Genomic DNA, 25,389 nt, shown 5'->3' on the forward strand with positions numbered 1-25,389 from the left:
GCATGCACCGCCTGCTGCAAAGCCAGTTCAAGCGGGTGCTGGGCCTGCCGACCGCCGAGGCGGCGGACTCCGTCCTGGCGGAGCTGAAGGCGCTCGCCGGCACCCCCGGCCTGTCGACCGACGCGGCGCGGATGCTGGACTCGCTGCCGGCGCTGTTCGCACGCATCGGCCAGAGTTACGAACAGGCCGACCGCGACCTGACGCTCAGGGCGCGCAGCCTGCAGCTCAGTTCGGAGGAGTTGGCCGACACCAACGAGCGGCTGCGGCGCGAGGCTGCGGCGCAGGCCCATGCCATCCGCCGGCTGCGCGGCATCGCCAACAGCCTGCTGCGGGCGGACGGCCGCCCCGAATTGCCGGATTCCGCCGACAGCGGGCCGACCGACAGCCTGGAACGGCTGAGCCAGCTGATGGCCGGGCTGGTGGAGGAGCGCTCGGCGGCGCAACGGGCGCTGGAGCAGCAGAAATTCGCGCTCGACCAGCATGCCATCGTCAGCATCACCGATCACCGCGGCATCATCACCTACGCCAACGACAAGTTCTGCCAGATCAGCGGTTTTTCCCGCGAGGAACTGCTGGGCCGGTCGCACCGCATCGTCAATTCCGGCCGCCATCCCTCCGGCTTCTTCGCCGAGATGTGGCACACAGTCATGGACGGACAGGTCTGGCACGGCGAGATCTGCAACCGCACCAAGGCGGGCGAGGAGTATTGGGTGGCGGCGACCATCGTCCCGCTGCTGACCGCCGACGGCCAGCCGCACCAGTACATCGCCATCCGCACCGACATCACCGAACGCAAGCGGATGGAGGCGGAGCTTGAGGACAGCCGCCGCTTCCTGCAGAGCATCACCGACAGCATGGGCGAGGGCGTCTTCTCGCTGGACCGCAACGGCTTCTGCACCTTCCTGAACCCGGAGGCGGAGCGGCTTCTGGGCTGGTCGCTGGCGGACCTGCGCGGCATCACCCTGCATGACGCTGTGCATTACAAGGACGGCCAGGGGCGGCCGGTGCCCGGCGAGGATTGCGCGGTGCTGAACACCGTCCGCCGCGGCGAGATCCACCGTTCGGAAACCGACCATTTCGTCCGCCGCGACGGCACCGTCTTCCCCATCGCCATCACCGCGGTGCCGCTGCGCGAGGACGGCCGCATCGTCGGGTCGGTCACCGTCTTCCAGGACATCACCGAACGCCAGCGCATGCTGACCGCCCTGCAGGAGAGCGAGGAGCGGCTGACGGTGGCGCTGGACGCCTCCAACACCGGGCTGTGGGACTGGAACCCGGTGATGGACCACGCCTATTTCTCCGACCGCTGGCTCGGCATGCTCGGCTATGCCCCCGGCGAGCTGCCCGGCAACGGCGCCACCTGGCTGGGGCTGCTGCACGAGAGCGACCGGGAGCGGGTGCTGGCGACGCTGGACGACCATGTGGCCGGCCGTGCCCCGGTCTATGAGGTCGAGTTCCGCATGCGCCACAAGTCGGGCGCCTGGGTCTGGATCCTGTCGGCCGGCAAGGTGACGGAACGCGATGCGGACGGCCTGCCCACCCGAATCACCGGCATCCACAAGGACGTGACCGACCGCAAGCGGACCGAGGACGAGTTGGCCCGCGCCAAGGAGGAGGCCGACCGCGCCAACCGCCAGAAGAGCGACTTCCTGGCCAACATGAGCCACGAGATCCGCACGCCGATGAACGCGGTGATCGGGCTCAGCCATTTGATGATGAAGACGGAACTGTCGCCGCGCCAGCGCGACTATCTGGACAAGATCCATGCCTCTTCGCGCAGCCTGCTCGGCATCATCAACGACATCCTCGACTTCTCCAAGGTCGAGGCCGGAAAGCTGACGATCGAAGCGATCCCCTTCCACATCGGCGACGTGCTGCAGGAGGTGGCGACGGTCGTCCTGCCGAAGGTGCGGGAAAAGGGGCTGGAGCTGATCGTCGACCTGCATGGCGGCGTGCCGGGCACGCTGGTCGGCGATCCGCTACGGCTGGGTCAGGTGATCCTCAACCTCGTCTCCAACGCCGTGAAGTTCACGGAGCGGGGCGAGGTGGTGGTGACGGTGGGCGGGCGCATCGGCACCGGCGACGATTACCGGCTGGAGGTGGAGGTCTGCGACACCGGCATCGGCATGTCGGCGGAACAGGCGGCTGCGCTGTTCCGCCCCTTCACCCAGGCCGACAGCTCCACCACGCGGCGCTTCGGCGGCACCGGGCTGGGGCTGGCGATCTGCCGGCAGCTGGTGGAACTGATGGGCGGCGGCGTGTCGGTGGAAAGCCGTCCGGGGGAAGGCAGCATCTTCCGCTTCGCCATCCGCTGCCGCGTCGCGGCCGGCGACACCGCCGACGACCGGCTGCCGCGCGACTTGATGGAGCGCCGGGTTCTGGTGGTGGACGATAGCGACGCCGTACGCTCCATCCTGACCGACATGCTGGAACGCTTCGGCCTGACCGTGGAATCGGTCGGCGACGGCCGGTCGGCTCTGCGCCGTCTGGAGGAGGGGCAGGCCGGGGTGAAGCCGCCGGTGGAACTGGTGGTGCTGGACTGGCGCATGCCGGATCTCGACGGGGTGGAAACGCTGCGCCGCCTGCGCGCGCTGCCCGGGGCCCAGCCGCCGGTGGTGATGACCACCGCCTATGGCGCCGACGGGGTGCAGGGGGCGCTGGATGGGGCGCTGGACGGCGCGGTGGATGGGATGGCAAGCCCCGCCGGGCCGGTCACCGCCGTGCTGGAAAAGCCGGTGACGCCGTCGGCCATGTTCGATTCGGTGATGACCGCGCTGGGCGGTTCGGCCCGGCCCGCCGATACCGCACGCCGGGTGACCGACCCCGCCCAGTCGACCGAGCTTTCGGCGCTGGTCGGGCGCAGCGTTCTGCTGGTGGAGGACAATCCGGTCAACCAGCAGGTCGCCTGCGGCCTTCTGGAACTGGTCGGCATCGAGGCGACGGTGGTCAGCAGCGGCGAGGAAGCCCTGCAATGCCTGCGCGAGGTGAAGTTCGACCTCGTGCTGATGGATGTTCAGATGCCGGGGCTGGACGGCTATGAGACGACACGGCTGATCCGGCGCGAGCTGGAGCTGTCGAGCCTGCCGATAATCGCCATGACCGCCCACGCCATGGCCGGCGACCGCGAACGCTGCCTCGATTCCGGCATGAACGACCATGTTTCCAAACCGATCGACCCGGACACGCTGTATGCGGCGCTCGCCCGCTGGCTGAAGCCGGTGCGCGGGATCGGGGGGACCGCGGCCGGGCCGGCCGTGATGCCGGCCGCCGTATCGGCCGCCCCGGCGCTGCCCGACAGCCTGCCGGCGCTCGACCTTGCCGTCGCCCGGCGCAACGTGAACGGCAACCTCGCCCTGCTGCGCCGGATCCTGATCGATTTCGCCGCCACCCATGAGGGGGAGGCCGCACGCCTGGCCGCTGCGGTGCGGGAGGAGCGCTGGAAGGACGTGCTGCGGCTGTCCCACACGCTGAAGGGCACCGCGGCCACGGTCGGCGCCATGGACCTGTCGGCCCTGGCGGGTCGGGTCGAGGCCGGGGCGATGACGGTGCCGCCGATCCTCGATGACGGGGTGCTCGACCGGCTGGCCGACGCGCTCGCGCTGGTGGTGGAGGGGATCGGCACCCTTGGACGGCCGGTGGCGGACAGCGTCCCCGCGGCGGGGCCGCCGGTTGCGCCGCCATCCCCGGCGGCCGGGCTGCCGCGCGACATGCTGCGGGCGGCGCTGTCGTTGGCGGACCAGCTGGGCGGCCTGCTGATCGCCGGCGATCCGGAGGCCGGGGATCTGGCCGATGCGCTTGCCCGCCTCCTGGCCGGAAGCCCGGTGGCGCAGATGGCGGAGCGGGTGAACCGCCATGCCGGCGCCTTCGATTTCGACGACGCGGCCACCGCGCTGACAGACCTGCGCGACCGCCTGCGTGACTGGAGAGAGACCGCGACATGAGCCTGCCGAATCCGGTTGCCCTGCCGAACGGCGAGAAGCCGCGCATCCTGGTGGTCGACGACGAGCCGATCAACCTGAAGGTCATGGCCGACCTGCTGCGCGACAGCTATGGCCTGATCGTGGCGAAGGACGGGCCGCAGGCGCTCGCCCGTCTGGCCGGCGACCCGCTGCCCGACCTGATCCTGCTGGACGTGATGATGCCGGGCATGGACGGGGTGGAGGTCTGCCGGAAACTGAAGGAGGACGCCCGCACCCGCGAGGTCCCGGTGATCTTCATCACTGCCATGGGTCAGGTCCATGACGAGACCCGCGGGTTCGAGGTCGGGGCCGTCGACTACATCACCAAGCCGATCTCGCCGCCGGTGGTGCTGGCCCGCGTCCGCACCCACATCGCCCTCCGCGAGGCGCGGCGCGCGCTCGCCGACCAGAACCGTCAGTTGGAGGACCGGGTGGCGGAGCGCACGCGCGACCTGCTGCGCGCCCAGGACGCAACCATCCGCGCCATGGCCTCGCTGGCGGAAACCCGCGACAACGAGACCGGCAACCACATCCGCCGGACCCAGAACTATGTGCTGGCGCTCGCCCTGCATCTCAGCCGGGATCCGCGCTACGCCGGCCGGCTGGACGAGGAAACCATCGAGCTGCTCTACAAATCGGCGCCGCTGCACGATGTCGGCAAGGTCGGCATCCCGGATTCGATCCTGCTGAAGCCGGGTAAGCTCAGCGACGACGAATTCCATGTGATGAAGACTCACGCCGCACTGGGCCACGACGCCATCTTCGCCGCCGAAGGGCAGGCGGAGATCGCGTTGGCCGGCGAAAGCTCCTTCCTGCGCATCGCGCGGGAGATCGCGCACGGCCATCATGAGCGCTGGGACGGCACCGGCTATCCCCAGGGACTGGCGGGGGAGGCGATCCCGCTGTCGGCCCGGCTGATGGCGGTTGCCGACGTCTACGACGCGCTGATCAGCCGCCGCTGCTACAAGCCGCCCTTCCCGCATGAGAAGGCGGCGGCGATCATCCGCGAAGGCAGCGGCAGCCACTTCGACCCGGCCGTCGTCGCCGCCTTCACCGCGCTGGAGGACGAGTTCAAGGACATCGCCAGCCGGTACAGCGACGAGGAGTGACGGGCCTCCGCCGCAAATCCATCCTCAGAACAGTTCGATTTCGACCTCTTGGCGGCCGATGACGGCCGCCTCCTGGCCGTCCGCATCGACAATCCGGATCGGATGACCGTCACAATCGTCCGACATCGTCTGGGCGATCTCGAGCAGTTGGATCGGCAGCCGCATCCGGCCATTCGGCGCACGATCGGTGCGGCAGGGGGCGATGGTGACTGTGAAAGCCATAGCTGCATTTCCGTTTGAACTGAACCGCAGCCAAAGCAGCAAAGGCCATACCAAAGTATGATGATAATCTGCCGATCAGGGTAAGCCCTCATCCGGGCACCAGGCCGGCAACAGGCGGGCCCACTATGCGAAGCCTTCAGTCCAAACGGGCCAAGCGCCTGTTAACCGTAATCTAGGCGTGACGTGGAGCAGGAGCGACCTGCGCTGCATTCTGCGACGCAACTTTGCGGTCGCAGAATGCAAAACGGTGTCACCAACCGTTGATGAAGCGCGAAGACGGGGCGTCAAATCCAGGAATCGTCCCCGCCACCGCTGCCGCCATCATCGAAGGACGAATCATCGTACGACACATCATCGGCCGGCGGCGGATCGGGGTCGTAGGAGGCGTCCTGGACCGTATCCGGTGCCATGTCGCCCTGCGGCCCCTGGTCGTCGCCGTAATAGTTGTTGTTGATGACGGTCTCGTTGATCGTCTCGCCGCCCAGGGGCTGGGCCATCGCCGTGCCGAAGGGGCCGGGCGAATGATGCAGCAGGGAGGAGATGGCGCTCGCCGCCAGCATGCCGCCGGCCACACCCGCCGCGGTCTGCGCCGCTCCGGCGAAGAACCCGCCGCCGCGCGGGGCCATGCCCTGCTGCGGGAAGGGGGGTGGGCTGTATTGCTGCTGGGGATAGGCCGCTCCCGGTGCGGCACCCCAGGGGCTGCGCCCGGCAGCCGGCTGTGCCTGGGCCTGCTGGCCTTGCGCCGGCTGGGAATAGGACGGGGCGGGGGGAGGCTCGGCGCCGCGGCCCCAGGGGCTGCGGCCGATGCCGAGCGCGTTCGACAGGAAGCTGCCGCCGGATTGCTGCGGCTGGGCCGGGCGGTCGCGCAGTTGCCGCTCCAATTCCTCGATCCGGGTCTGGGCCGCGGTCAGCGCCTGCTGCTGCACCAGCACCGTCTGCGCCATGTAATAGGACGACAGCGGCTGGTCCTGAACGGCGCGGCGGATGAAGTCCTCCGCCTCGGCGTCGCGCGGCTGGGCTTGCTGCTGGGATTCCACCTCGCGCAGGCGGCGGAACAGGTCGGACAGAAGCGTGCGTTCCTCGGGGGTCATCGACGTCTCCTAACATGGCGCCCATCGCAAGCGGCGCCATCCCTTGATGTGGAGTCACCATACCCCGCCGGACAAGTCCCCAGTTGGGCGGCCCCGCTGCCGAAACCCATCCTGTCGCCCGACACGGCCACAGTCATTTCGTTACAAGACGCCTGCAACATTACACAAATGCGCCGGCAACTTGCCGAACATTCCGAACGCGGTTCTTTGGATGATGAACTGTTGGCCTGACCATTGTGGGAATAGGGGCGGCTATATCGGCTATGGCGTCGCCGGCTTAACATATGACATTGACGGGGGTGCCTTTTTTCAGACCGATAGGCCACATTTGTAGTGCGACCGCCCGGCGGCGCCGGTTGTGAAGCCGAGACCAAGAATGAACAGGCGCCGAGAGATGGTGGAACTGACCGACCTGGAGCGCGATGCGCTGACCGAGTTGGTGAACATGGGGGTCGGCCGCGCCGCCACCCATCTCAGCCGCATGGTCAACGATCAGGTCCTGCTGTCCGTGCCGACCGTGGACATCGTCAGCCGGCAGGAGGCGTCGGATTTCCTGACCGCGCGCGAACGCCACGGGCTGGTGGCGGTGGAGCAGCAGTTCCAAGGTTCCTTCGACGGGCGCGCCATGCTGATCTTTCCGGAGGCCAACAGCCTGGAACTGGCCCGCGCGGTGCTGGGCGGCGACCTGACCCTGGCCGAGATCGTCGATCTGGAGCAGGACGCCCTGGCCGAGATCGGCAACATCATCCTGAACGGCTGCCTCGTGGTGGTCGCCAATGCGCTGAGGGACCGGCTGACCATCTCGCTGCCGGCGGTGCTGCGCGGTGACGGCGCCAACATCCTGACGGACAAGGCCGGTGGCGCGGACGAGCTTGTGCTGTTCCTCTACATCGATTTCACCATCCGCAGCCGCAGCATCCGCGGTTACATCGCCCTGCTGATGGGGGTATCGTCCCTGCAGTCGCTGAAGCAGCTGATTCATGCCTTCATCGAAGGCATCGCGTCCGAAGAACCCTCATCCGCCGGAACGTCGCATGGCTCCCAGATTGCCTGAACAACCCACCTGGGCGCTCGATGTCCTTGGCGCGCTGGATGCCGGCATCCTGCTTCTGGACCGCCATTGCCGCGTCCTCTATTGGAACAGCTGGATGGAGCAGGCCTCCACCCTGACGGCCAGGGAGATTCTGGGGCACGACCTGTTCGACGCCCTGCCGAACCTGCGCGAATCGCGCCTGCACATCGCCGTGCGCGACACGCTGGCCACCGGCGCGCCCGGCGTCCTGTCGCACACGCTGAACCCGATGCTGTTCCCGCTGCGCCTGCCCGACGGACGCCGGATGGTCCACAATGTGGTGATCCGGCCGCTGCCGTCGCATGCGCAGTCCCCCCATGCACAGGTGGCGGGCAGCGAGGCGCGCTGCCTGATCCAGGTGACCGACGTCACCGCATCGGTGAACCGCGAGCGGGTGCTGCGCGAACAGCGCGACGCGCGGTACCGCGCCATCGTCGACACCGCCCCCGACGCCATCATCACCACCGACACCCGTGGCATGGTGCAGTGGATGAACGGCACCGCCACCCGCCAGTTCGACTACCGCCCGGACGAACTGATCGGCCGGAGCGTCACCGTGCTGCTGGGCGACGACGCGCCCGACTGGATCGCCATGGCCGAGCGCAGCGGACCGGACGCCGCCGGCATGGACGCCGCCACCCAGCCAGTGGAACTGTCCGGCCGGCGCCGCGACGGCAGCCACATCGACCTGGAACTGTCGATGGCGCGCTGGGAATCGGAAGGGCGCAGCTTCATCACCGGCATCCTGCGCGACATCACCGAACGCCGCCGTACCCGTGAAGAGTTGCGGACCAGCGCGCTCGCCATGCGCCAGCTGGCCGAACAGACCAAGGCGACGCTGGACGCGCTGCCGGCCTTCATCGCCGTGCTCGACCGCTCCGGCCATATTGTGTCGGTCAACCGGGCCTGGGCGGAAGCCGGACCGGAGACCAGCTTCCTCGGCCAGGGCTGCATCGTCGGCGACGATTATCTCGACCATTGCGGTCGCGGCGAGACGATGGACCCGCGGGCCGACGGCGTGATGGACGCGTTGCGCACGCTGCTGAGCGAGGGCGGGCCGCCGGTGTCGGCCGAGTACGTCACCAATTCCCAGCACTGGTTCCGCTGCCTTGCCGCCCCGATGCCGGCCGGTCCTTTCGGCGGCACGGTTCTGATGCACATCGACGTGACGGAGATCAAGTCGATGGAGGCGGCGCTGCGCAAGCTGGTCGGCCAGAAATCGACTCTGCTGCGCGAGGTCAACCACCGCGTCAAGAACAGCCTGCAGCTGGTCTCCAGCCTGCTGACGCTGCAGACGCTCAGCCTGCCCGACGAACGGGTGCGGGTGCATTTCCAGGACGCCCGCAGCCGGATCGAGGCGATCGCCCGCGTCCACAACCGGCTCTATCAGGCCGACCAGTTCCAGACCATCGAGTTCGGCACCTACCTGAACGAGCTGTGCGAGGATCTGGCGCGTGCATCGGGCGGCGAGAGCATGTGCGACATCATCGTGCGGTCGGACGTGATCGACCTGCCGATCGACCATGCCGCGCCACTCGGCCTGATCGCAAATGAACTGATCACCAACGCCGTCAAGCATCGCGGGAATGAGCCCGCGCGGGTGACGGTGACCTTCATGCGCGAGGGCGACGACCTTGCCCTGACCGTTTCCGACCGCGGTCCCGGGCTGCCGTCCAACTTCGACATCCGCAAGAGCCGCAGCCTGGGCATGCGCCTGATCTCCAGCCTTGCCGGCCAGATCCGGGCCAGCATCGACATCGACACCACGGCGCAGGGCACCACCTTCCGCATCGAACTGCCGGTGCCCGACGAGGTGCCGCTGCTCGAGGCGACGTCCGCCGAGGAGATCGGGGGATGAAGATCCTGCTGGTCGAGGACGAGGTGCTGATCGCGCTGGAGCAGCAGCTCTATCTGGAGAATGTCGGCCACAGCATCATCGGCCCGGCGATCACCGCGACCGAGGCGATTGAGATCGCCACGGCCGACAAGCCCGATCTGGCGCTGGTCGACGTGCATCTGGGCATGGGCACCAACGGCATCGACGCCGCGCGCGGGCTGACCAATCTGGGCGTGCCCTGCCTGTTCATCACCTCGTTCCGCGACGAGTTGAAGAAGGATGGCCCGCTGACCGGCATCGGCTGCCTGCCCAAGCCCTTCACCGAAAGCGGCCTGATCGCCGCCGTCGACGCCGCCCGCGCCATATTGGCGGGGGAGACGCCGCGCAACGTGCCGCAGACGATGGAACTGTTCGTGTGACCCGATATGGCGCAGGGAATACGGCCGAAGGCGCGGCCGGACTTTTATCCTTTGATTGAAGCAATGTCCTGTGGCGACAGACCCGGATTCACATCGACAATTCTGATCGAACCGTCCGGAAGAATGCCGAAATCGACGACCCAGGAGCCGTCGCCAAGGCTCTCGGCGGTTTTTGTCGCTGCACTGGACAACCGTTCCGAAATCGCGGGCAGAGCCCGTGCGGTGCGTCCGCGCAGGCAGGCGCTGACGCGCGAAATGCCGGATTTGCGGATCAGGTAGCGCACCTCGCTGATGTCTGAAAAATCGACATAGCGGGCCAGACGTACAAAGAGCGGTGTATTCGTTCGGGTCCAGGCCCTTGTAGACAGTAATTGCGCCCTGGTCGGATGCTGAAGCAACAACTCCAGCATGACGCGCATCGACATTCCTTGATAGATGATGCCCAGGGTACCGCCATCCCGCCAACTCTTGACTCCCAGCTTGGGCATCAGCGCCTCCGGGGATGGCCGGTCGGCTTCGCCGGGATCGACGAGGGTGAAGCTGTTGCCGCTCGCCTGTACGGCGAAACTCAGAACCGGTGGAGCCAGATATACCCGGCGAACCGGGGCCGGCAGCTTGGCAAAATCCGTCCGCAGGATCTTTGCATAGGCATTGTCCATCCAGGCACTCCCCGTCATTCGTATTTTTTTAAGCCATTGATGAAATCGGTAAAGCTGTCGGCAACGAACGCAATTTTAGTCTTACCACTTTCCCAATCATGACTTTGGAAACGCCAATAAAAAACGCGCTCTGTTGGACGCGCAATTTCAAGCAATATTTCTCCCTGACCATAGTCCCTGGCAATAGGCAATAAATATTTCGGTATATCTATTTGTTCATCTTCCTGAATTGATTCATAATGCGCCAACGCCTTTTCCACAGATTTTATGAAAGAAACAGCCTCTGTACGCAGCTCTCTGCGGTCTTCCATTTCGTAGATATAATCGAAGCCGTTGTTTATCTCGAAATTGAATTCAACGCTTCCATAGGTCTTCATAAAGTCCACATAGCTTGCCGGCGCCTTTCCACCAAACTGTTGTTCCAATTCGGCGATGGCAGCGTCACTCTCCGGCTCCATGCCTGTCTGTCTCCAATACGCCAAGGTTTCAGGTGGAATACGGAACCACATCTGGATCTCCTTCAGAACAGATCGTTATTGATCATGGAATTCCCGCCGGTATGCGGGGTGCCGCCATCGGTACGATCATGGATTGCACTAGGCACGTAACCCACCGTTCCGTCTTCAAAATGATGAAGTGTATAATCCTTGGCGCTGGGTGGTTTCCAATTAGGATCGCCTTTCATCAATTTTTCAAATTCTTTCGCGTCCTGTGCGGCATCGCCTGTCACGACCCAGAGATTCTTTTTCTCTCCATAGACATAGGGGGTAAAATCCGGAAATCCGTCTTGGAATTGAACCGAAGTTACCTTCTGACCGCCGGGTAGCTTGACAGGCTTGTCGAATGTGAACCACCCATTACCGTTTGCAGGCGCCGCACCGTCCACTGTATCCCACTTGCCTTTGGTTTTCGGCATCTGCAAGCTTTTCTTGCTTCTCAGCTTCTCACAATCCTTGCAACCGGGAACGTCATTCCGTGCATCCAGCATTGCCCGCTTAACCCTTTCGAGAGCTTTTTCACGGGCCGCAGCCACTTCGGAAATATCGAAGGATTTCTCAAGGGCCTCCTTGCTTGCTTTTGCCAGCTTATCGCCCCGCTTGAGCAGCACCTTGACCAACTCCGCTGTTTTGGGGGCACGCTTCATGATCTTGGCAGGCTTTGCCAATGCGTCGCCTGCATAAGGGATGAAACTCGCCACTGACAGGGCTGCCCCGAGAAAATCCCCTTGCGCCAAGGCAATCGTGCCGCTGACCGCATCGCTGAGCGGTGTCGGATCGAAGATGCCGGTGATGTCCGCCGTCAGAGCGATATAGTCGGCCTTGGACATTCCCTTGGCTTCCTCCCTGACGGTATCCCAGATCTTTTTCTTCGCCTGTTCCTGAAGGGCGTCGTTATACGCTTCCGTCATGGCTCGTCCTGCCAGAAGCGTTCGCGCCATTCGTCGGGAGAGTCGTAGCGGCAGGCATCCTCCCAGGCATCAGCATAGCGGTCGGACTGCAATGCATCGAAGCGCTCGCGGGCAGGTCTGCCCACATCGGACAGAACGGCGGCGATGTCCGGCTGCTTGTAGAAGCCCGGCGCAATGTCCCAGCGAAGCCGGACGAAAACACGCAGCATCTGGACGTCGTCGATGGAAAACCCCTTGGCGATGTCCAGGCTGTCGCCGATGACCCATCGGAAATAGCCGGCCGGATAGGCCGCGCAAATTCCCGGCCGGTAGCGCGTCAGATAGTCGTGTATGTCACGAACCAGCAACCGGCGGTCGGAGAGAACCATCCAGTTTAGCTGAACGTCTCCAATTATAAGCATGCCGACGTGAACCAACAATCCCGAGAGAGAACTCCCGCAGGCTAACACAACCGCATCGCGGTTCCAAAATGAGATCGTCCGAGGTGGTAACGCGGATCACCGCCCCTTCAAGTTCGTCTGGCGCGGCTTCATGCCGGAGGGCTTGCTTCCTGCCGGTTTCGCCCCCGGCGGCTTGCCCACCGGCGGCACCACGCGGCGGCCCTGGCCGGCCTGCTGGGTCAGGAAGGTCTTGCCTTTCGGCCCCTTCTCCCGCGGCTTGGCGGTGGCACCCACCGGCTGCCAGGCCGGGATCAGATGCTCTTCGCCCGGTCCGATCAGGTCCTCGCGGCCCATGCGCTTCAGCGCCTCGCGCAGGATCGGCCAGTTCTCCGGATCGTGGTAGCGGAGGAAGGCCTTGTGCAGCCGGCGCTGCTTCAGCCCCTTCGCCGACGACACCAACTCCGACCCGACGCGGCGCACCGGGCGCAGCGGATTGCGCTCGCTGTGGTACATCGCCGTCGCCAGCGACATCGGCGAGGGCAGGAAGGTCTGCACCTGATCGGCCTTGAAGCCGTTCCGCTTCAGCCACAGCGCGAGGTTCATCATGTCCTCGTCCGTGGTGCCGGGATGGGCGGCGATGAAGTAGGGGATCAGGTAGAGCTTCTTCCCCGCCTCCTTCGCTGCCTTGTCGAACATCCGCTTGAACTCGTCATAGGCGCCCATGCCGGGCTTCATCATCTTCGCCAGCGGACCCGGCTCGGTATGCTCCGGCGCGATCTTCAGGTAACCGCCGACATGGTGGGTCACCAGTTCCTTGACATATTCCGGATTGCGGACGGCGAGGTCGTAGCGCAGCCCCGACGCGATGTGGATCTTCTTCACCCCCGGCACCGCGCGGGCCTTGCGGTAGAGCTGGACCAGCGACGAATGGTCGGTGTTCAGGTTCTTGCAGATGTCCGGGAAGACGCAGGACGGGCGCCGGCAGACGGATTCCGTCTCCTTGTCCTTGCAGGCGAGCCGGTACATGTTGGCGGTCGGCCCGCCCATGTCGGAGATGACGCCGGTGAAGCCCTTGGTCTTGTCGCGGATATGCTCGATCTCGCGCAGGATCGACCCTTCCGACCGGCTCTGGATGATGCGCCCCTCATGCTCGGTGATCGAGCAGAAGGAGCAGCCGCCGAAGCAACCGCGCATGATGTTGACCGAGAAGCGGATCATCTCCCAGGCCGGGATGCGCGCATCGCCATAGGACGGGTGCGGCGCCCGCGCATAGGGCAGGTCGTAGACGCCGTCCATCTCGTTGGTTTCCAGCGGGATCGGCGGCGGGTTCAGCCAGACGTCGCGGTCGCCGTGGCGCTGGACCAGCGCGCGGGCGTTGCCGGGGTTGCTCTCCTGGTGCAGCACGCGGCTGGCATGGGCATAGAGCACCTTGTCGGCCGTCACCTGCTCGTAGCTGGGCAGCCGCACCACCATATGGTCGGCCCCGGCGGCGCGCGGCGACACCGTTGCGGCGGGATCGTCGATGGAGCTGCTGTCGACCACCGTCCAGCCTTCCGGCAGGGACGAGCGCATGATGGCGGTGCCGCGGATGTCGGTCATCGCCTTGGGCGACTCCCCCTTCAACGCACGCTGGGCGATCTCGATGATGGCGCGTTCGGCGTTGCCGTAGACCAGCATGTCCGCCTTGGAATCGACCAGGACGGAGCGGCGGATCTTCTCGCTCCAATGGTCGTACTGGGCAATGCGGCGCAAACTGGCCTCGATGCCGCCAAGGACGATGGGCACGTCCTTGAAGGCTTCGCGGCAGCGCTGGGAATAGACGATGACGGCGCGATCCGGCCGCTTGCCGCCCTCGTCGTTCGGCGTGTAGCTGTCGTTGTGGCGCAGCCGGCGGTCGGCGGTGTAGTGGTTGACCATCGAGTCCATGTTGCCGCCGGTCACGCCCCAGAACAGCCGCGGCTTGCCCAGGATCTTGAACGGCTCCGCACTGCTCCAGTCGGGCTGGGCGATGATGCCGACGCGCAGGCCCTGCGATTCCAGCAGCCGGCCGATGATCGCCATGCCGAAGCTGGGATGGTCGATATAGGCGTCGCCGGTGACGACGATGACGTCGCACTGGTCCCAGCCCAGCCGGTCCATTTCCGCACGCGACATCGGCAGGAAGGGCGCCGCCTTGGGGCGCACGCTCCGGTCGGGGCGGTGAGTGAACAGGTTGGGGGCCGCGAGCATCGCGTTCTCCGGGTCTCTATCAACAATGCGGATGGATAAGCCGACAGTCTTACCCTGTCGGCCGGCAAAATCCCACCGCTGATAACGCAGCGGAGCAATGGGACATTGAGCGGGGTGGCGCGACAGCTATGTGGGACGCCCCACAGCCGGTGCAAGGGCCGGCCTTGGGTGTCGGCGATGGGTGTCAGGCGGGGCGGGGCAGGGCAGGGTGACGTTCAGGCGGCGACCCCGTCCGGCCCCACGGCCCGGCCATTGCGGCGCGCCACCACCCAGCCGATCAGCGCGCCGGCCAACAGCACCAGCGCCGCGATCAGGAAGGCTGCACCCGGAAGCGGGAACAGCGCTCCGCTGCCCACCGACGCGGAATAGACCGCCCCGAAGAAGACCGGCGACAGGATGCCGGCGACGCTGGCCACGCTCATGTTGGCGCCCTGCAACTGACCCTGTTCGGACGGGCTGACCCGTTGCGTCATCAGTGACTGGATGGTCGGCATCGCCAAGCCCCACAACGCGTTCGGCAGGATGGCGAGCGCGAACCAGCCGCCGGTCGGCGCCAGCCCCATGCAGGCCAGCCCGACGGCCCCGCCGAACAGGCCGACGACCATCGTGCCGCGGTCGCCCAGCCATTTGACCATGCGCGACACCACCAGCCCCTGCATGACCATGTCGAGCGCGCCGACCACCGCCAGCAGAAGCCCGACATCCCAGGCGCTCCAGCCATAACGGTGCGCGGCATAGAGCACGAAGACGGCCGGGAAGACCTGATGGGAGACATGCAGCATGAAATTGACCATCGACAGACCCGACAGCTCCGGGTGCGAGCGCAGCAGCCGCAGCGCCCCGAACGGGTTGGCCCGGCGCCAGGAAAAGGGCATGCGGCGATCATGCGGAAGCGATTCCGGCAGCACCACCAGACCATAGAGGAACGCCAGCCCGCTGAGCAGACCCGCCCCCCAGAAGGGTGCCCGCGGCGAGATCTCGCCCAGCAGGCCGCCCAGCAGCGGGCCGGCGATGAAGCCGGCGCTGAACGCGGCGCCGATCAGGCCATAGGCGCGCGCCCGCTGCTCCGGCGGCGTCACGTCGGCCATGTAGGCGAAGACGGTGGTGAAGCTGGAGGAGGTGATGCCGGCGACCGCCCGCCCGACCACCAGCCACCACAGGTTCGGCGCCACCGCCATCAGCACATAATCCGCCGCCAGTCCCAGCGCGGACAGCAGGATCACCGGCCGCCGCCCGAAGCGGTCGGACAGCGACCCGATCACCGGGGAGCAGAAGAATTGCATCAGCGCCCAAAGCGCGATCAGTGCACCATTGATGGTGCCGGCCTGGGCGTCGGCTCCGGCGAACTGCTCGATCAGCGCCGGCAGCACCGGAATGACGATGCCCATCGCGACGATGTCGAGCGCCGCGGTGACGAGAATGAAGGCCGTCGCGGCTTTGCGCGGACGAAGAACGGCAGACATGGAAAAGACCTTCAGGAACAACGAGGTTTAAAGCGCCCGAACAGGGCGCGGGCGCCCCCCGGCCAGAGAGGGCAGGCCGGGCGGCATCGCACAGGGAAGCATCATCATAGGCTGGGTGCAGCTTCTTGTGAAGTGAAATATTTCCGATATCGGATGTGTTTCGCCGGCGTACACCGGTTCGGTCGGCTTGCTCGCCACCGCTATCGGCAAACCCCAGTATCCGCTGATCGCATTCTCACCCCTCCAGGGTGCGTTCGATCCGGCGGTCCGGCACCAGCCACAACAGGATCACCAGGACATACAGCAGGATCGACAGCCATTGCAGGATGAAGGCCGCGGGAATGGCCAACACATAGATGGCTATGCTGATCTTGCCCTTCAGATCGGCCCCGACGGCACGGGCCACTGCCGACTCCCGGCCGCCGCAGGCGATGATCGCCTGTTCGGTCAGGCTGTAGCCGACCGCCGCCATGCCAAGGACGACGCCATAGGCCGCCGTCGCCACCGGCGAGAACGTACTATCGTCGAGCCAGCGGATGACGAAGGGAACCAGCGAAAGCCAGAACAGCAGGAAAAGGTTCGCCCAAAGAACGCGCCCGTCGATCCGCGTGGTCGCCTGCAGCAGATGATGATGGTTGTTCCAGTAGAGTCCGACATTGATGAAGGACAGCACATAGGCCAGCAGAATGGGAACACGCTCCGCCAGTGCGGCGAGACTGCCGTCGACCGGCACCTTCAACTCAAGCACCATGATGGTGATGACGATCGCCAGCACCCCGTCGGTGAACGCCTCCATCCGGCCGGTCTTCATAATCGATCTCCAGGGCGTCAGACCGCCGCCGGCGCGGCAGCGACGGGGTGAAGCGCGCAGACTGCGGTGCCGGCCAGCACAAGAGCGCCGGCGACGACCAGGGGAAGCAACAATCCGCTCTGCATCACCATGACAGCGCCGATGGCGGCCCCGAGGAAGATCGCCGCCACACTGGCCAGCCGCCTGCCGAGGTTGATGTTCGTCCCGCCGGCGAGGCTGGAATCGGCCGCCACCCCCGTCAGCGTCAGGGTCAGAACCGTCGTTGTCAGGTCGGGAACCTTCAACTGCCGGACGGTCCCGTTGCGGAAGCCCATGGCGAACCCGGTCAGGGCGATGATCGCAAAGATGCCGGACGCCCTCGATTGACCTCCGGCATTGACGTCGGCATCCAGGCCGGCGGCGACGACCGCCGCGATCCAGAACAGCGACGTTTCGAACAGCGCCGCGGCCAGCAGCCAATGACGCATCGGCCGTCCGGCCAGGGTCCTGCCGGTCCGGCCGGCGACCAGAGCGCCGGCAAGGAAGGAGACCAGCGCCGTCACCGCCGGCATGACCTGGAATCCCGGCGTTCCCACCGCGGCGAAACCGAGAAAGACGATGTTGCCGGTCATGTTGGCGGTGAAGACCTTGCCCAGCCCAAGAACGCTGATGGCGTCGACCAGCCCCGTCGTCACCGACAGGAGAAGCAGGAGCCATGGCAGGGGAGAAGTGCCACGCGCGGCCGGTGCGGACATTACCGTCGCCTTCCCAAGGTATCAGGTGGGTGGAGCGACAAAATCTGTCATCGACTCGACGCCGGTCTTGTCGGTTCGCGGCCGGTTTGGAAAATTCTGCACATCCTGCCGATGCGGAAGAGAGATCGGCAGCGGAGCCATGCCGCTAAAAAACACATAAGTTAGATTATGGAAATATTTGTCGCACGTATCTGTACCGACAGCCCATCTTATGGTGTTACAGTCGTGAATAGGCATTGGCGTACTGTAAGGGATGCCGGGTAGCCTTCGGGTCCGTGGGGAGTGTTTCCCTCCCCAGCTGCTGCCGACTTTCAAAACCCGGTAAGTAAAATGCCGCCGGTCCTCCCCATGCGCGGGAAGGACCGGCGGCGCAAGACGTCAACCAAACCGGCCGGTGATGTATTCGGACGTCTTTTCCTTGGTCGGGTTGGTGAAGATTTCTTCCGTGTTCCCGAACTCGATCAGCTCGCCCAGATACATGAAGGCGGTGAAGTTGGAGATGCGGGCCGCCTGCTGCATATTGTGGGTGACGATGGCGATGCAGTAGTCGGAGCGCAGCTCGTCGATCAACTCCTCGCACTTGGCGGTGGAGATGGGGTCGAGCGCCGAGGTCGGCTCGTCCAGCAGCAGGACCGACGGCTTCACCGCGATGGCGCGGGCGATGCACAGGCGCTGCTGCTGGCCGCCGGACAGGCTCATGCCGTTCTGGCGCAGCTTGTCCTTCACCTCGTCCCACAGCGCGGCACGGCGCAGCGAAAACTCCACCCGCTCGTCCATGTCGGCGCGGGACAGTTTCTCGTACAGCTTCACGCCGAAGGCGATGTTGTCGTAGATCGACATCGGGAACGGCGTCGGCTTCTGGAACACCATGCCGACGCGGGCGCGCAGCAGGTTCAGGTCCTGCTTGGGCGAGAGGATGTTGTGGCCGTCCAGCAGAACCTCGCCGGTGGCGACCTGCTTGGGATAGAGGTCGTACATCCGGTTCAGGATGCGCAGCAGGGTCGACTTGCCGCAGCCCGACGGGCCGATGAAGGCGGTGACCTGACGGTCATACAGCGGCAGCGAGATGCTCTTCAGCGCCCGGTAGCCGTCATAGAAGAAGTCCAGGTTGCGGACGCTGATCTTCTCGGGCAGGCCGGCGCCGGCGATCGGGCGGTCGGCGGCGGTCCCGGCGAGCATGCCGGGAGGCATCTGGTGGCTGCCGTGGGCGGGGCTGTTGGCGTCCATGTGGGTCATCGTCATGGTTACTTTCTCGTCGTGCCGAGACCGGCCAGCAGCCGGGCGCCGATGTTGAGGAGCAGGATGGCGACCGTGATCAGCAGCGCGCCACCCCAGGCCAGCTGGCGCCAGTCCTCGTAGGGCGACATCGCGTATTGGAAGATCACCACCGGCAGGTTGGCCATCGGCGCGTTCATGTCCGCGCTCCAGAACTGGTTGTTCAGGGCGGTGAACAGCAGCGGCGCGGTCTCGCCGCTGATGCGGGCGACGGCCAGCAGGACGCCGGTGATCATGCCGTTGCGGGCGGCGCGGTAGGCCACCATGGTGATGACCTTCCACTGCGGTGCGCCCAGCGCCGCAGCGGCCTCGCGCAGGCTGTTGGGCACCAGCTTCAGCATGTCCTCGGTCGTGCGGACGACGACCGGGATGACCAGCACCGCCAGCGCCATCGCGCCGGCCCAGGCCGAGAAATGGCCCATGCGGACGACCAGAACCTCGTAGACGAACAGGCCGACCATGATCGACGGCGCGCTCAGCAGCACGTCGTTGATGAAGCGCACCACCTCGGCCAGCTTGGTGTTGCGGCCGAACTCCGCCAGATAGGTGCCGGCCATCACGCCGATCGGCGTTCCGACCACGGTGGCGACCGTGGTCATGATGACGCTGCCGAAGATGGCGTTCAGCAGACCGCCCTCCCCGCCCGGCGGCGGCGTGTTCTCGGTGAACAGGCTGAGGTTGATGGCGGACAGCCCGTTGTAGAGCAGCGTCCACAGGATGGCGACCAGCCAGAACAGGCCGAAGCCGGCGGCGCCCAGCGCCAGGGTCAGCGCCAGCTTGTTGGCAATGCGCCGGCGGTGATACAGCCCCCCGATGGGGGTCGCCAGCGTCGCGGAATTGGACATCGTCATGGCCTCAGACTCCGGCCTTGCGCTGCAGGCGCAGCAGCATCAGCTTGGCGATCGACAGCACGGTGAAGGTGATCAGGAACAGGATCAGGCCCAGCGCCACCAGCGACGCGGTGTAGACGTCGCCGACCGCCTCGGTGAATTCATTGGCGATGGAGGCCGAGATCGTCGTGCCCGGCGCCATGATCGAGGAGCTGATGCGGTGCGCGTTGCCGATGACGAAGGTCACCGCCATCGTCTCGCCCAGCGCGCGGCCGAGGCCCAGCATGACGCCGCCGACCACGCCGGTGCGGGTGTAGGGCAGCACCACGTTCCACACCACCTCCCAGGTGGTGGCGCCCAGCCCATAGGCGGATTCGCGCACCATCGGCGGAACCGTCTCGAAGACGTCGCGGGTGATGGAGGTGATGAAGGGCAGCACCATGATGCCCAGGATCAGGCCGGCGGTCAGGATGCCGATGCCATAGGGCGGGCCCATGAACAGGTTGCCGATGCCGGGGATCTGGCCCAGCGTGTTGATCAGGAAGGGCTGGATCGTCGACTGCATGAAGGGGGCGAAGACGAACAGGCCCCAGATGCCGTAGATGATGCTGGGGATGCCGGCGAGCAGCTCGATGGCGACGCCGAGCGGGCGCTTCAGCCAGGCCGGGCACATCTCGGTGATGAACAGCGCGATGCCGAAGCTGACGGGAATGCCGACGGCCATGGCGATGAGGGAGGTGACCAGCGTGCCGTAAATCGGGGCGAGCGCGCCGAATTGCTCGGTCACCGGGTTCCAGACTTCGGTTCCGACGAATCCGAAGCCGAACTCACGCAGTGCCGGAAGCGCGCCGTCGATCAGGGAAACCGTGACGCCGCCCAGGATCAGCAGGACGAGCAGCGCGAATGCGAGGGTGGCGTTGCGGAAGGCCGCATCCTGCAGGCGCTGGCGGCGGGCCCGTCGGGCGGTGGAGGCGTGTGCGTCGGTCAAGGTCAGCGCGATCTCGGTCATGGCCGCTCCGTGAGGCGTGCGGTGGGAACGGCGCAATTTCCGTTCCCACCGGCGATCATGCCCTCGGGCAAGCCGTCCGCCGGCCCGCCCGAGGTCGGTTGGCCGTGGTTACTTGGCCGACGCGGTCCAGACCGGCTTGCCGTCGGCCTGGATGGTCTGCGCCCAGGTCTTCTGGACCAGCGACACCACCGAGTCCGGCATCGGGACATAGTCCAGCTCGGTCGCCATCTTGTCGCCGTTCTTATAGGCCCAGTCGAAGAACTTCAGCGCTTCGGCGGAAGCCGAGGCGTCCTGCGGGTTCTTGTACATCAGGATGAAGCTGGCGCCGGTGATCGGCCAGCTCTCCGCACCCGGCTCGTCCGTCAGCAGGACGTAGTAGCCCTTGCTGTTGGCCCAGTCGGCGTTGGCGGCGGCAGCCTGGAAGGCCTCGATCTTCGGCGTGACGGTCTTGCCGTCCTTGTTCTGCAGATCGAGGTAGGTGATGTTGTTCTGCTTGGCGTAGGCGTACTCGACGTAGCCGACCGAGCCGTCCGTCTGCTTGACCATGTTGGCCACGCCTTCGTTGCCCTTGGCGCCGATGCCGGCCGGCCACTGGACGGAGGTGTTGGCGCCGATCTGGGTCTTGAACTTCGGGCTGGTCTTCGACAGGTAGTCGGTGAACAGGAAGTTGGTGCCCGACCCGTCGGAACGGTACACCGGGGCGATGGCGGTGTTCGGCAGGTTGACGTTCGGGTTCAGCGCCTTGATCTGCGGGTCGTTCCACTTGGTGATCTCGCCCATGTAGATGTTGGCGAGAACGGTGCCCGACAGCTTCACTTCACCGGACTTGATGCCCTTCAGGTTCACGACCGGAACGACGCCGCCCATGATCATCGGGAACTGGATCAGACCGGCCTGCTCCAGATCCTCCGGCTTCAGCGGCATGTCCGAGGCGCCGAAGGTGACCGTCTTGGCCTTGATCTGCTTGATGCCGCCGCCCGAACCGATCGACTGGTAGTTCAGGCCCGTGCCCGTGTCCTTCTTGTAGGCGTCGGCCCACTTGGCATAGATCGGGTACGGGAAGGTGGCACCGGCGCCGGAGATGTCGGCGGCCGAGGCGACCGACAGCGGGGCGACCGACACGGACAGAGCGGCCAGGGCACCGAAGGCGGCGCAGCGAACGAACGCCGAAGTCATGGTTTTCACGGCAAAACTCCCGATAGGTTTGGACGGTGTCGTTGGGTTGGAGAAAGGCCCGGCCTCGGCCGGACGTCGTAACCCGCCTTCTTCGTCGCGGTGACCATAGCCGCCGCCAGTGACGGGTTTGTTTTGTTTACGTGTCAGTTTTATGAAACCGACCCGCTCTTGCCCGAAGCCGCACGCTCATCGCGCGGCCCGGATTTCCTGAAGGAACAGATGCACGGCGGAGCCGAGGCTGGTCGCCTCGTGCGACAGGCTTTCCGCCACCTGCAGCACGTCGCCGGCCTGGGCGCGCACCTTGGCCGCGGCCTCCGACAGGCCGGCGACATGGTCGGAGGCCGCCTGGGTGCCGACCGCGACGCGGTGGGAGCTGTCGACGATGCTCGACGTGATGGTCGCCTGTTCCTCCACCGCCGCGGCGATGGCCGAGGCGTTGGATTCGATGCGCTGGACGCTGCCGGTCATGGTCGCCACAACCTCCGCCGTTTCACGGCTGGCCGCCTGGGTCGCGGCGATCTGGCGGGCGATTTCGGCGGTCGCCTGGGCGGTCTGGCCGGCAAGGGCCTTCACCTCCCCGGCGACCACCGCGAAGCCGCGGCCCATCTCCCCTGCCCTCGCCGCCTCGATGGTGGCGTTCAGCGCCAGAAGGTTGGTCTGGCCGGCGATCTCGTCGATCAGCCCGACGACGGTGCCGATCTCGCCCGCCGTGCTCGACAGGTCGGCGACGGTCGCCTTCACCTGCTCCGCCCCGGCTGCGGTGTCGCCAATGATGCGGGCCGATTCGCCGGTGCGCTTGCTGATCTCGGCGATGGACTGCGAGATTTCCGACGCGGCCGTCGCCACCTGCTGGATCCCCGCCGCCATCTCGCCGGACAACTGCATGGCGGCCTCGGCGCGGTCGTTGGCGTTGGCGGCGATATCGGTCAGCGAGCGGGCGCGGGCGGCCATGACGCTCGCCGCCTCGGCCAGGGTCTCGACGCTGCTCAGCACGTTGCGTTCGAACTGGTCGGCGATCTCCAGCATGCTGGTGCGGCGGGCCGACGCGGCGTTGCGTCGCTCGACCTCCACCTTTTCATGCGCCTCTTCCATGGCGCGGGCATTGGCGATGAAGACGAACAGGGCGCGGGCCATGTCGGTGATCTCGTCGTTGCCGTCGGCCTTCTGCTCCACCGTCAGGTCACCGTCGGCGACCCGGCGCATGGCGTCGGCCAATGCCTCCATCCGGCCGACGACGCGGCGCCCGACATAGAGCGAGACGATCAGCCCGGCCAGCAGCACGCCGGCGGTCGCCAGCAGGAACTGGATCTCGTTGGTGCGCTCCAGCGCGTCATGGGCGGCGGCGGCACCGTCGGCGGTCGCGCGCTCGGCCGATTGGACAAGCCCGTCGACCATCGCGGTCAGGGCGGCGCCGGTGCTGCGGTTGCTGTCGATCAGCGTGGCGTTCTCGGCATAGGCTGCCAGTTCGCCGCCGCGCAGAGCCAGAATGCCGTCGTCGCCGAAGCCGAGCGCCAGCAGCCGCTCCGCCAGCCGGCGGACCTCCGCGCCAAGATCGTCGCCGGCGTCCTGCAAGGTGCCGCGGATCGTCGCCGCCAGCGGATCGAGCGTGCGGCGGGCGGCGGTCAGGCGGGCCGGCGTTTCCGCATTGCCGGCCTCGGCGAGCTTGCCGGCCAGCAGGTTGGCGTCGGCCATCAGTCCGCTCAGCACGGTGTAGCGATGCTGGGCCGCCGGCACGACGTTGGTCGACAAATCCTGCATGCGTTCGGCAATCGCGTTGCCGGCCTCGGCGATGCGGCCGCGGGAATTCAGCATCAGCGGCAGCATGCGGGCGTTGGCGTCGCGGTCCAACCGGACGATGTCATCTACGGCGGCGGCCAGAGATTCGGCCAGCTTCTGCGCCTCTTCAGCCGGAATGCCGGGATTGAGCTGGCGGACGCGGCGCATGTAGACGCTCTTGTCGCCGTCGCCATAGGCAGCCAGCTCGTTGATCGTCGCCACCACCGGGGCCGCCGCCTCGCTCTTCGCCAGCGGACGCAGTGCGCCCTGCAGGTCGGAAAGCGCGGAGTCGAAGTCGGTGGACAGCGACATCACCTTCGAGCGGTCGGTCTCGAACGTGCCGATCAGCAGCGATTTGGCCAGGGCGGCTTCCGCGCCGCGCAGCTGGAACAGCGGGATCACCGTCTGCCCCAGTTCCGCACCAATCACCGCGGAGGATTGCGAGGTTGCCTCCACCATCGCGGCGATCGCCTGGGCCAGCTGTTCGCGCGAAACCTGCATGTCCGGCTTCAGCGCGGCGAGCAGCTTGGCATGGATGTCGCTCAGCTCCGCCAGCCGGCCGCTGCGCTGTTCCTGCAGGGTCAGCCGCCGGCCAGTCGCCGTCCCCAGCGCATCGATGGTGCCGAGCAGCGAGCGGGCCGTGCCTGTCAGGTCCGCGACGCGATCCGCATCGCCCCCAGTATGACCATACCCGTCCGCCAGCCGGGCGAGTTGCCCGTCCAGCGCCGCGCGCTGTTCCGCCACGGCGCTGCGCAGCCGTGCCAAATCCTCCTCGGAGGTTGCGGCGTCGATCAGCGGCCCCAGCGCCAGCACCCGCGCCGTGGTTGTGGCGAGGCCATGGGCGGCGCTCAGCACCGGCACCTGCGTTCCGGTGATGTCGGCGACATGGCCGCGGACTGCGCCATAGGACATCCAGCCCACCACCGCCGCGATGCAGGGAAGTGCCGCCACGGTGCCGAAGGCGATCAGCATCTTCGACTTGATGCCGGACCGCCGGCGCTGGTCGACTGGCTTTGCCATATGGGCCACCCGTGGCTTGGAGGTTGTCCGTGCCGCGCCCGCGGTTCTCCGCAAGCCGGCCGGCGCCATGGGTAGCCCTTCTGGTTGGATGAATCGGTGACGCTTCGATGAAGTTTTCGCGACGCACAATCGAAAGATTGCCGCACGGGCGAAATCTTACGTCCGCGAACCGATCATAGTGAATCGAACGTAAACGGCGGCGAATAGAAAAGCGGCGCCCAACCCTGCCGGACGCCGCTCTACTGCACGCATGCCGCGTAAAAGCTTGCGCCCGCGGCCGGCGTTACACCGGCGGGGCCGTCCGCCGCAGGCTGTCACGGTCGGAAGCCTTGGCGAACCATGCAGTCAGCGCCGGCCGCCCCTCGCGCCATTCCTCGTGCCCGAAACGGAAATCGAGGTAGCCGAGCGCCACCAGCACCGCCAGCGTGCCGATGGTGGCCTCGCCCTCCAGCGAGGCGGCCTCGGCCTCCAGCAGATCGAGTGAGCGGGCGACCGCCTTGCGCTGGCGTTCCATCCAGTTGGCTGATTTCTCGCCGTCCGGGCGCATGGATTCCAGCCGGCGCAGGATGGCGGCGTCGCAGATGCCGTCGGCGATGGCCTGCAGCCGCAGCGCCGCCCAGCGCGCCGGGCCGGCCGGCGGGAACAGCGGCGCCCGGTCGCCCAGCGAATCGAGATACTCGACGATCACCGGACTGTCGAACAGGGTGGTGCCGTTCTCCAGCGTCAGCGCCGGCACCTTGCCCAGCGGGTTGTCCTTGCCCAGGTTGGTGTCGGCCGACCAGGGGTCGGTCGTCACCCGCTCCACCCGGTCCTCCAGCCCGCGTTCGATCAGCACCATCATCACCTTGCGCACATAGGGCGAGGTGGCGCTCCAGCGCAGCTTCAACATGGATGCTCCTTCCGTTTCGGT

21 protein-coding genes are annotated in these 25,389 nt (G+C 66.3%); 5 read left to right on the top strand and 16 right to left on the bottom strand.

What is annotated here, in order from left to right; genetic code table 11:
* Nucleotides 1-2: 2 nt before the first annotated feature.
* Together PWS46_RS28190 and PWS46_RS28195 are read left to right on the top strand one after the other, a co-directional pair.
* Nucleotides 3-3,941: a PAS domain S-box protein gene (locus PWS46_RS28190; RefSeq protein ID WP_434624762.1), complete on the top strand. Its 3,939-nt coding sequence runs from the start codon at nt 3-5 to the stop codon at nt 3,939-3,941.
* Nucleotides 3,938-5,068: a response regulator gene (locus PWS46_RS28195; protein ID WP_434624764.1), complete on the top strand. Its 1,131-nt coding sequence runs from the start codon at nt 3,938-3,940 to the stop codon at nt 5,066-5,068. The genes PWS46_RS28190 and PWS46_RS28195 overlap by 4 nt, the downstream gene beginning before the upstream one ends.
* Nucleotides 5,069-5,092: 24 nt before the next feature.
* Here the strand turns inward: PWS46_RS28195 and PWS46_RS28200 are convergent, their stop codons facing one another.
* On the bottom strand, nt 5,093-5,290 hold the full coding sequence (locus tag PWS46_RS28200) for a hypothetical protein (protein WP_434624766.1): 198 nt from the start codon (nt 5,288-5,290) through the stop codon (nt 5,093-5,095).
* A gap of 284 nt (nt 5,291-5,574) precedes the next feature.
* The gene (locus PWS46_RS28205; protein ID WP_434624768.1) at nt 5,575-6,381 is read right to left on the bottom strand and encodes a DUF2076 domain-containing protein; all 807 of its coding nucleotides are present in this window, start codon (nt 6,379-6,381) and stop codon (nt 5,575-5,577) included.
* A 376-nt stretch (nt 6,382-6,757) separates the two neighbouring features.
* On the opposite strand from PWS46_RS28205, the gene PWS46_RS28210 reads away from it, so the two are divergent.
* The 3 genes from PWS46_RS28210 to PWS46_RS28220 are packed head-to-tail and all read left to right on the top strand — an operon-like array spanning nt 6,758 to nt 9,709.
* Nucleotides 6,758-7,435 (top strand): chemotaxis protein CheX, encoded by a 678-nt coding sequence (locus tag PWS46_RS28210; protein ID WP_434624770.1) that lies wholly within the window; start codon nt 6,758-6,760, stop codon nt 7,433-7,435.
* Nucleotides 7,416-9,311 (top strand): PAS domain S-box protein, encoded by a 1,896-nt coding sequence (locus PWS46_RS28215; RefSeq protein WP_434624772.1) that lies wholly within the window; start codon nt 7,416-7,418, stop codon nt 9,309-9,311. The genes PWS46_RS28210 and PWS46_RS28215 overlap by 20 nt, the downstream gene beginning before the upstream one ends.
* On the top strand, nt 9,308-9,709 hold the full coding sequence (locus PWS46_RS28220) for a response regulator (RefSeq protein WP_434624773.1): 402 nt from the start codon (nt 9,308-9,310) through the stop codon (nt 9,707-9,709). Before PWS46_RS28215 ends, PWS46_RS28220 begins: the two co-directional genes overlap by 4 nt.
* A gap of 44 nt (nt 9,710-9,753) precedes the next feature.
* Here the strand turns inward: PWS46_RS28220 and PWS46_RS28225 are convergent, their stop codons facing one another.
* The 14 genes from PWS46_RS28225 to PWS46_RS28290 form a co-directional block, all read right to left on the bottom strand.
* Nucleotides 9,754-10,368 carry a hypothetical protein gene (locus PWS46_RS28225; RefSeq protein ID WP_434624775.1) on the bottom strand — a complete coding sequence of 205 codons (615 nt, stop codon included), beginning with the start codon at nt 10,366-10,368 and terminating at the stop codon, nt 9,754-9,756.
* A 14-nt stretch (nt 10,369-10,382) separates the two neighbouring features.
* Nucleotides 10,383-10,877, bottom strand: a complete 495-nt coding sequence (locus PWS46_RS28230; protein WP_434624777.1) for an SMI1/KNR4 family protein — start codon at nt 10,875-10,877, stop codon at nt 10,383-10,385.
* 11 nt (nt 10,878-10,888) lie between these two features.
* Nucleotides 10,889-11,776, bottom strand: a complete 888-nt coding sequence (locus tag PWS46_RS28235) for a hypothetical protein (protein WP_434624779.1) — start codon at nt 11,774-11,776, stop codon at nt 10,889-10,891.
* On the bottom strand, nt 11,773-12,144 hold the full coding sequence (locus PWS46_RS28240; RefSeq protein WP_434624781.1) for a hypothetical protein: 372 nt from the start codon (nt 12,142-12,144) through the stop codon (nt 11,773-11,775). Before PWS46_RS28240 ends, PWS46_RS28235 begins: the two co-directional genes overlap by 4 nt.
* Before the next feature lie 129 nt (nt 12,145-12,273).
* The gene (locus tag PWS46_RS28245) at nt 12,274-14,385 is read right to left on the bottom strand and encodes a YgiQ family radical SAM protein (RefSeq protein ID WP_434624783.1); all 2,112 of its coding nucleotides are present in this window, start codon (nt 14,383-14,385) and stop codon (nt 12,274-12,276) included.
* 215 nt (nt 14,386-14,600) lie between these two features.
* Nucleotides 14,601-15,848, bottom strand: a complete 1,248-nt coding sequence (locus PWS46_RS28250) for a TCR/Tet family MFS transporter (protein ID WP_434624784.1) — start codon at nt 15,846-15,848, stop codon at nt 14,601-14,603.
* A 235-nt stretch (nt 15,849-16,083) separates the two neighbouring features.
* The gene (locus PWS46_RS28255) at nt 16,084-16,659 is read right to left on the bottom strand and encodes a TMEM175 family protein (protein ID WP_434624785.1); all 576 of its coding nucleotides are present in this window, start codon (nt 16,657-16,659) and stop codon (nt 16,084-16,086) included.
* 17 nt (nt 16,660-16,676) lie between these two features.
* Nucleotides 16,677-17,393: a YoaK family protein gene (locus PWS46_RS28260; RefSeq protein WP_434624786.1), complete on the bottom strand. Its 717-nt coding sequence runs from the start codon at nt 17,391-17,393 to the stop codon at nt 16,677-16,679.
* A 378-nt stretch (nt 17,394-17,771) separates the two neighbouring features.
* Nucleotides 17,772-18,635: a phosphate ABC transporter ATP-binding protein PstB gene (gene pstB / locus PWS46_RS28265; protein WP_434624788.1), complete on the bottom strand. Its 864-nt coding sequence runs from the start codon at nt 18,633-18,635 to the stop codon at nt 17,772-17,774.
* A gap of 2 nt (nt 18,636-18,637) precedes the next feature.
* Nucleotides 18,638-19,519 carry a phosphate ABC transporter permease PstA gene (pstA, locus tag PWS46_RS28270; RefSeq protein ID WP_434624789.1) on the bottom strand — a complete coding sequence of 294 codons (882 nt, stop codon included), beginning with the start codon at nt 19,517-19,519 and terminating at the stop codon, nt 18,638-18,640.
* A gap of 4 nt (nt 19,520-19,523) precedes the next feature.
* Complete coding sequence (gene pstC, locus PWS46_RS28275) at nt 19,524-20,507, bottom strand: phosphate ABC transporter permease subunit PstC (RefSeq protein WP_434624791.1); 984 nt, start codon at nt 20,505-20,507, stop codon at nt 19,524-19,526.
* Nucleotides 20,508-20,615: 108 nt separating this feature from the next.
* Nucleotides 20,616-21,683 carry a phosphate ABC transporter substrate-binding protein PstS gene (gene pstS / locus PWS46_RS28280; protein ID WP_434625210.1) on the bottom strand — a complete coding sequence of 356 codons (1,068 nt, stop codon included), beginning with the start codon at nt 21,681-21,683 and terminating at the stop codon, nt 20,616-20,618.
* Between the two features lie 186 nt (nt 21,684-21,869).
* Nucleotides 21,870-24,479: a methyl-accepting chemotaxis protein gene (locus tag PWS46_RS28285; RefSeq protein ID WP_434624793.1), complete on the bottom strand. Its 2,610-nt coding sequence runs from the start codon at nt 24,477-24,479 to the stop codon at nt 21,870-21,872.
* Between the two features lie 283 nt (nt 24,480-24,762).
* A complete protein-coding gene (locus PWS46_RS28290) occupies nt 24,763-25,368 on the bottom strand; it encodes a glutathione S-transferase N-terminal domain-containing protein (RefSeq protein ID WP_434624795.1) in 606 nt (201 codons plus the stop codon).
* Between the last annotated feature and the right edge of the window lie 21 nt (nt 25,369-25,389).

This window comes from Azospirillum sp. B2RO_4, assembly GCF_051124815.1.
Classification (GTDB): Bacteria; Pseudomonadota; Alphaproteobacteria; order Azospirillales; family Azospirillaceae; genus Azospirillum.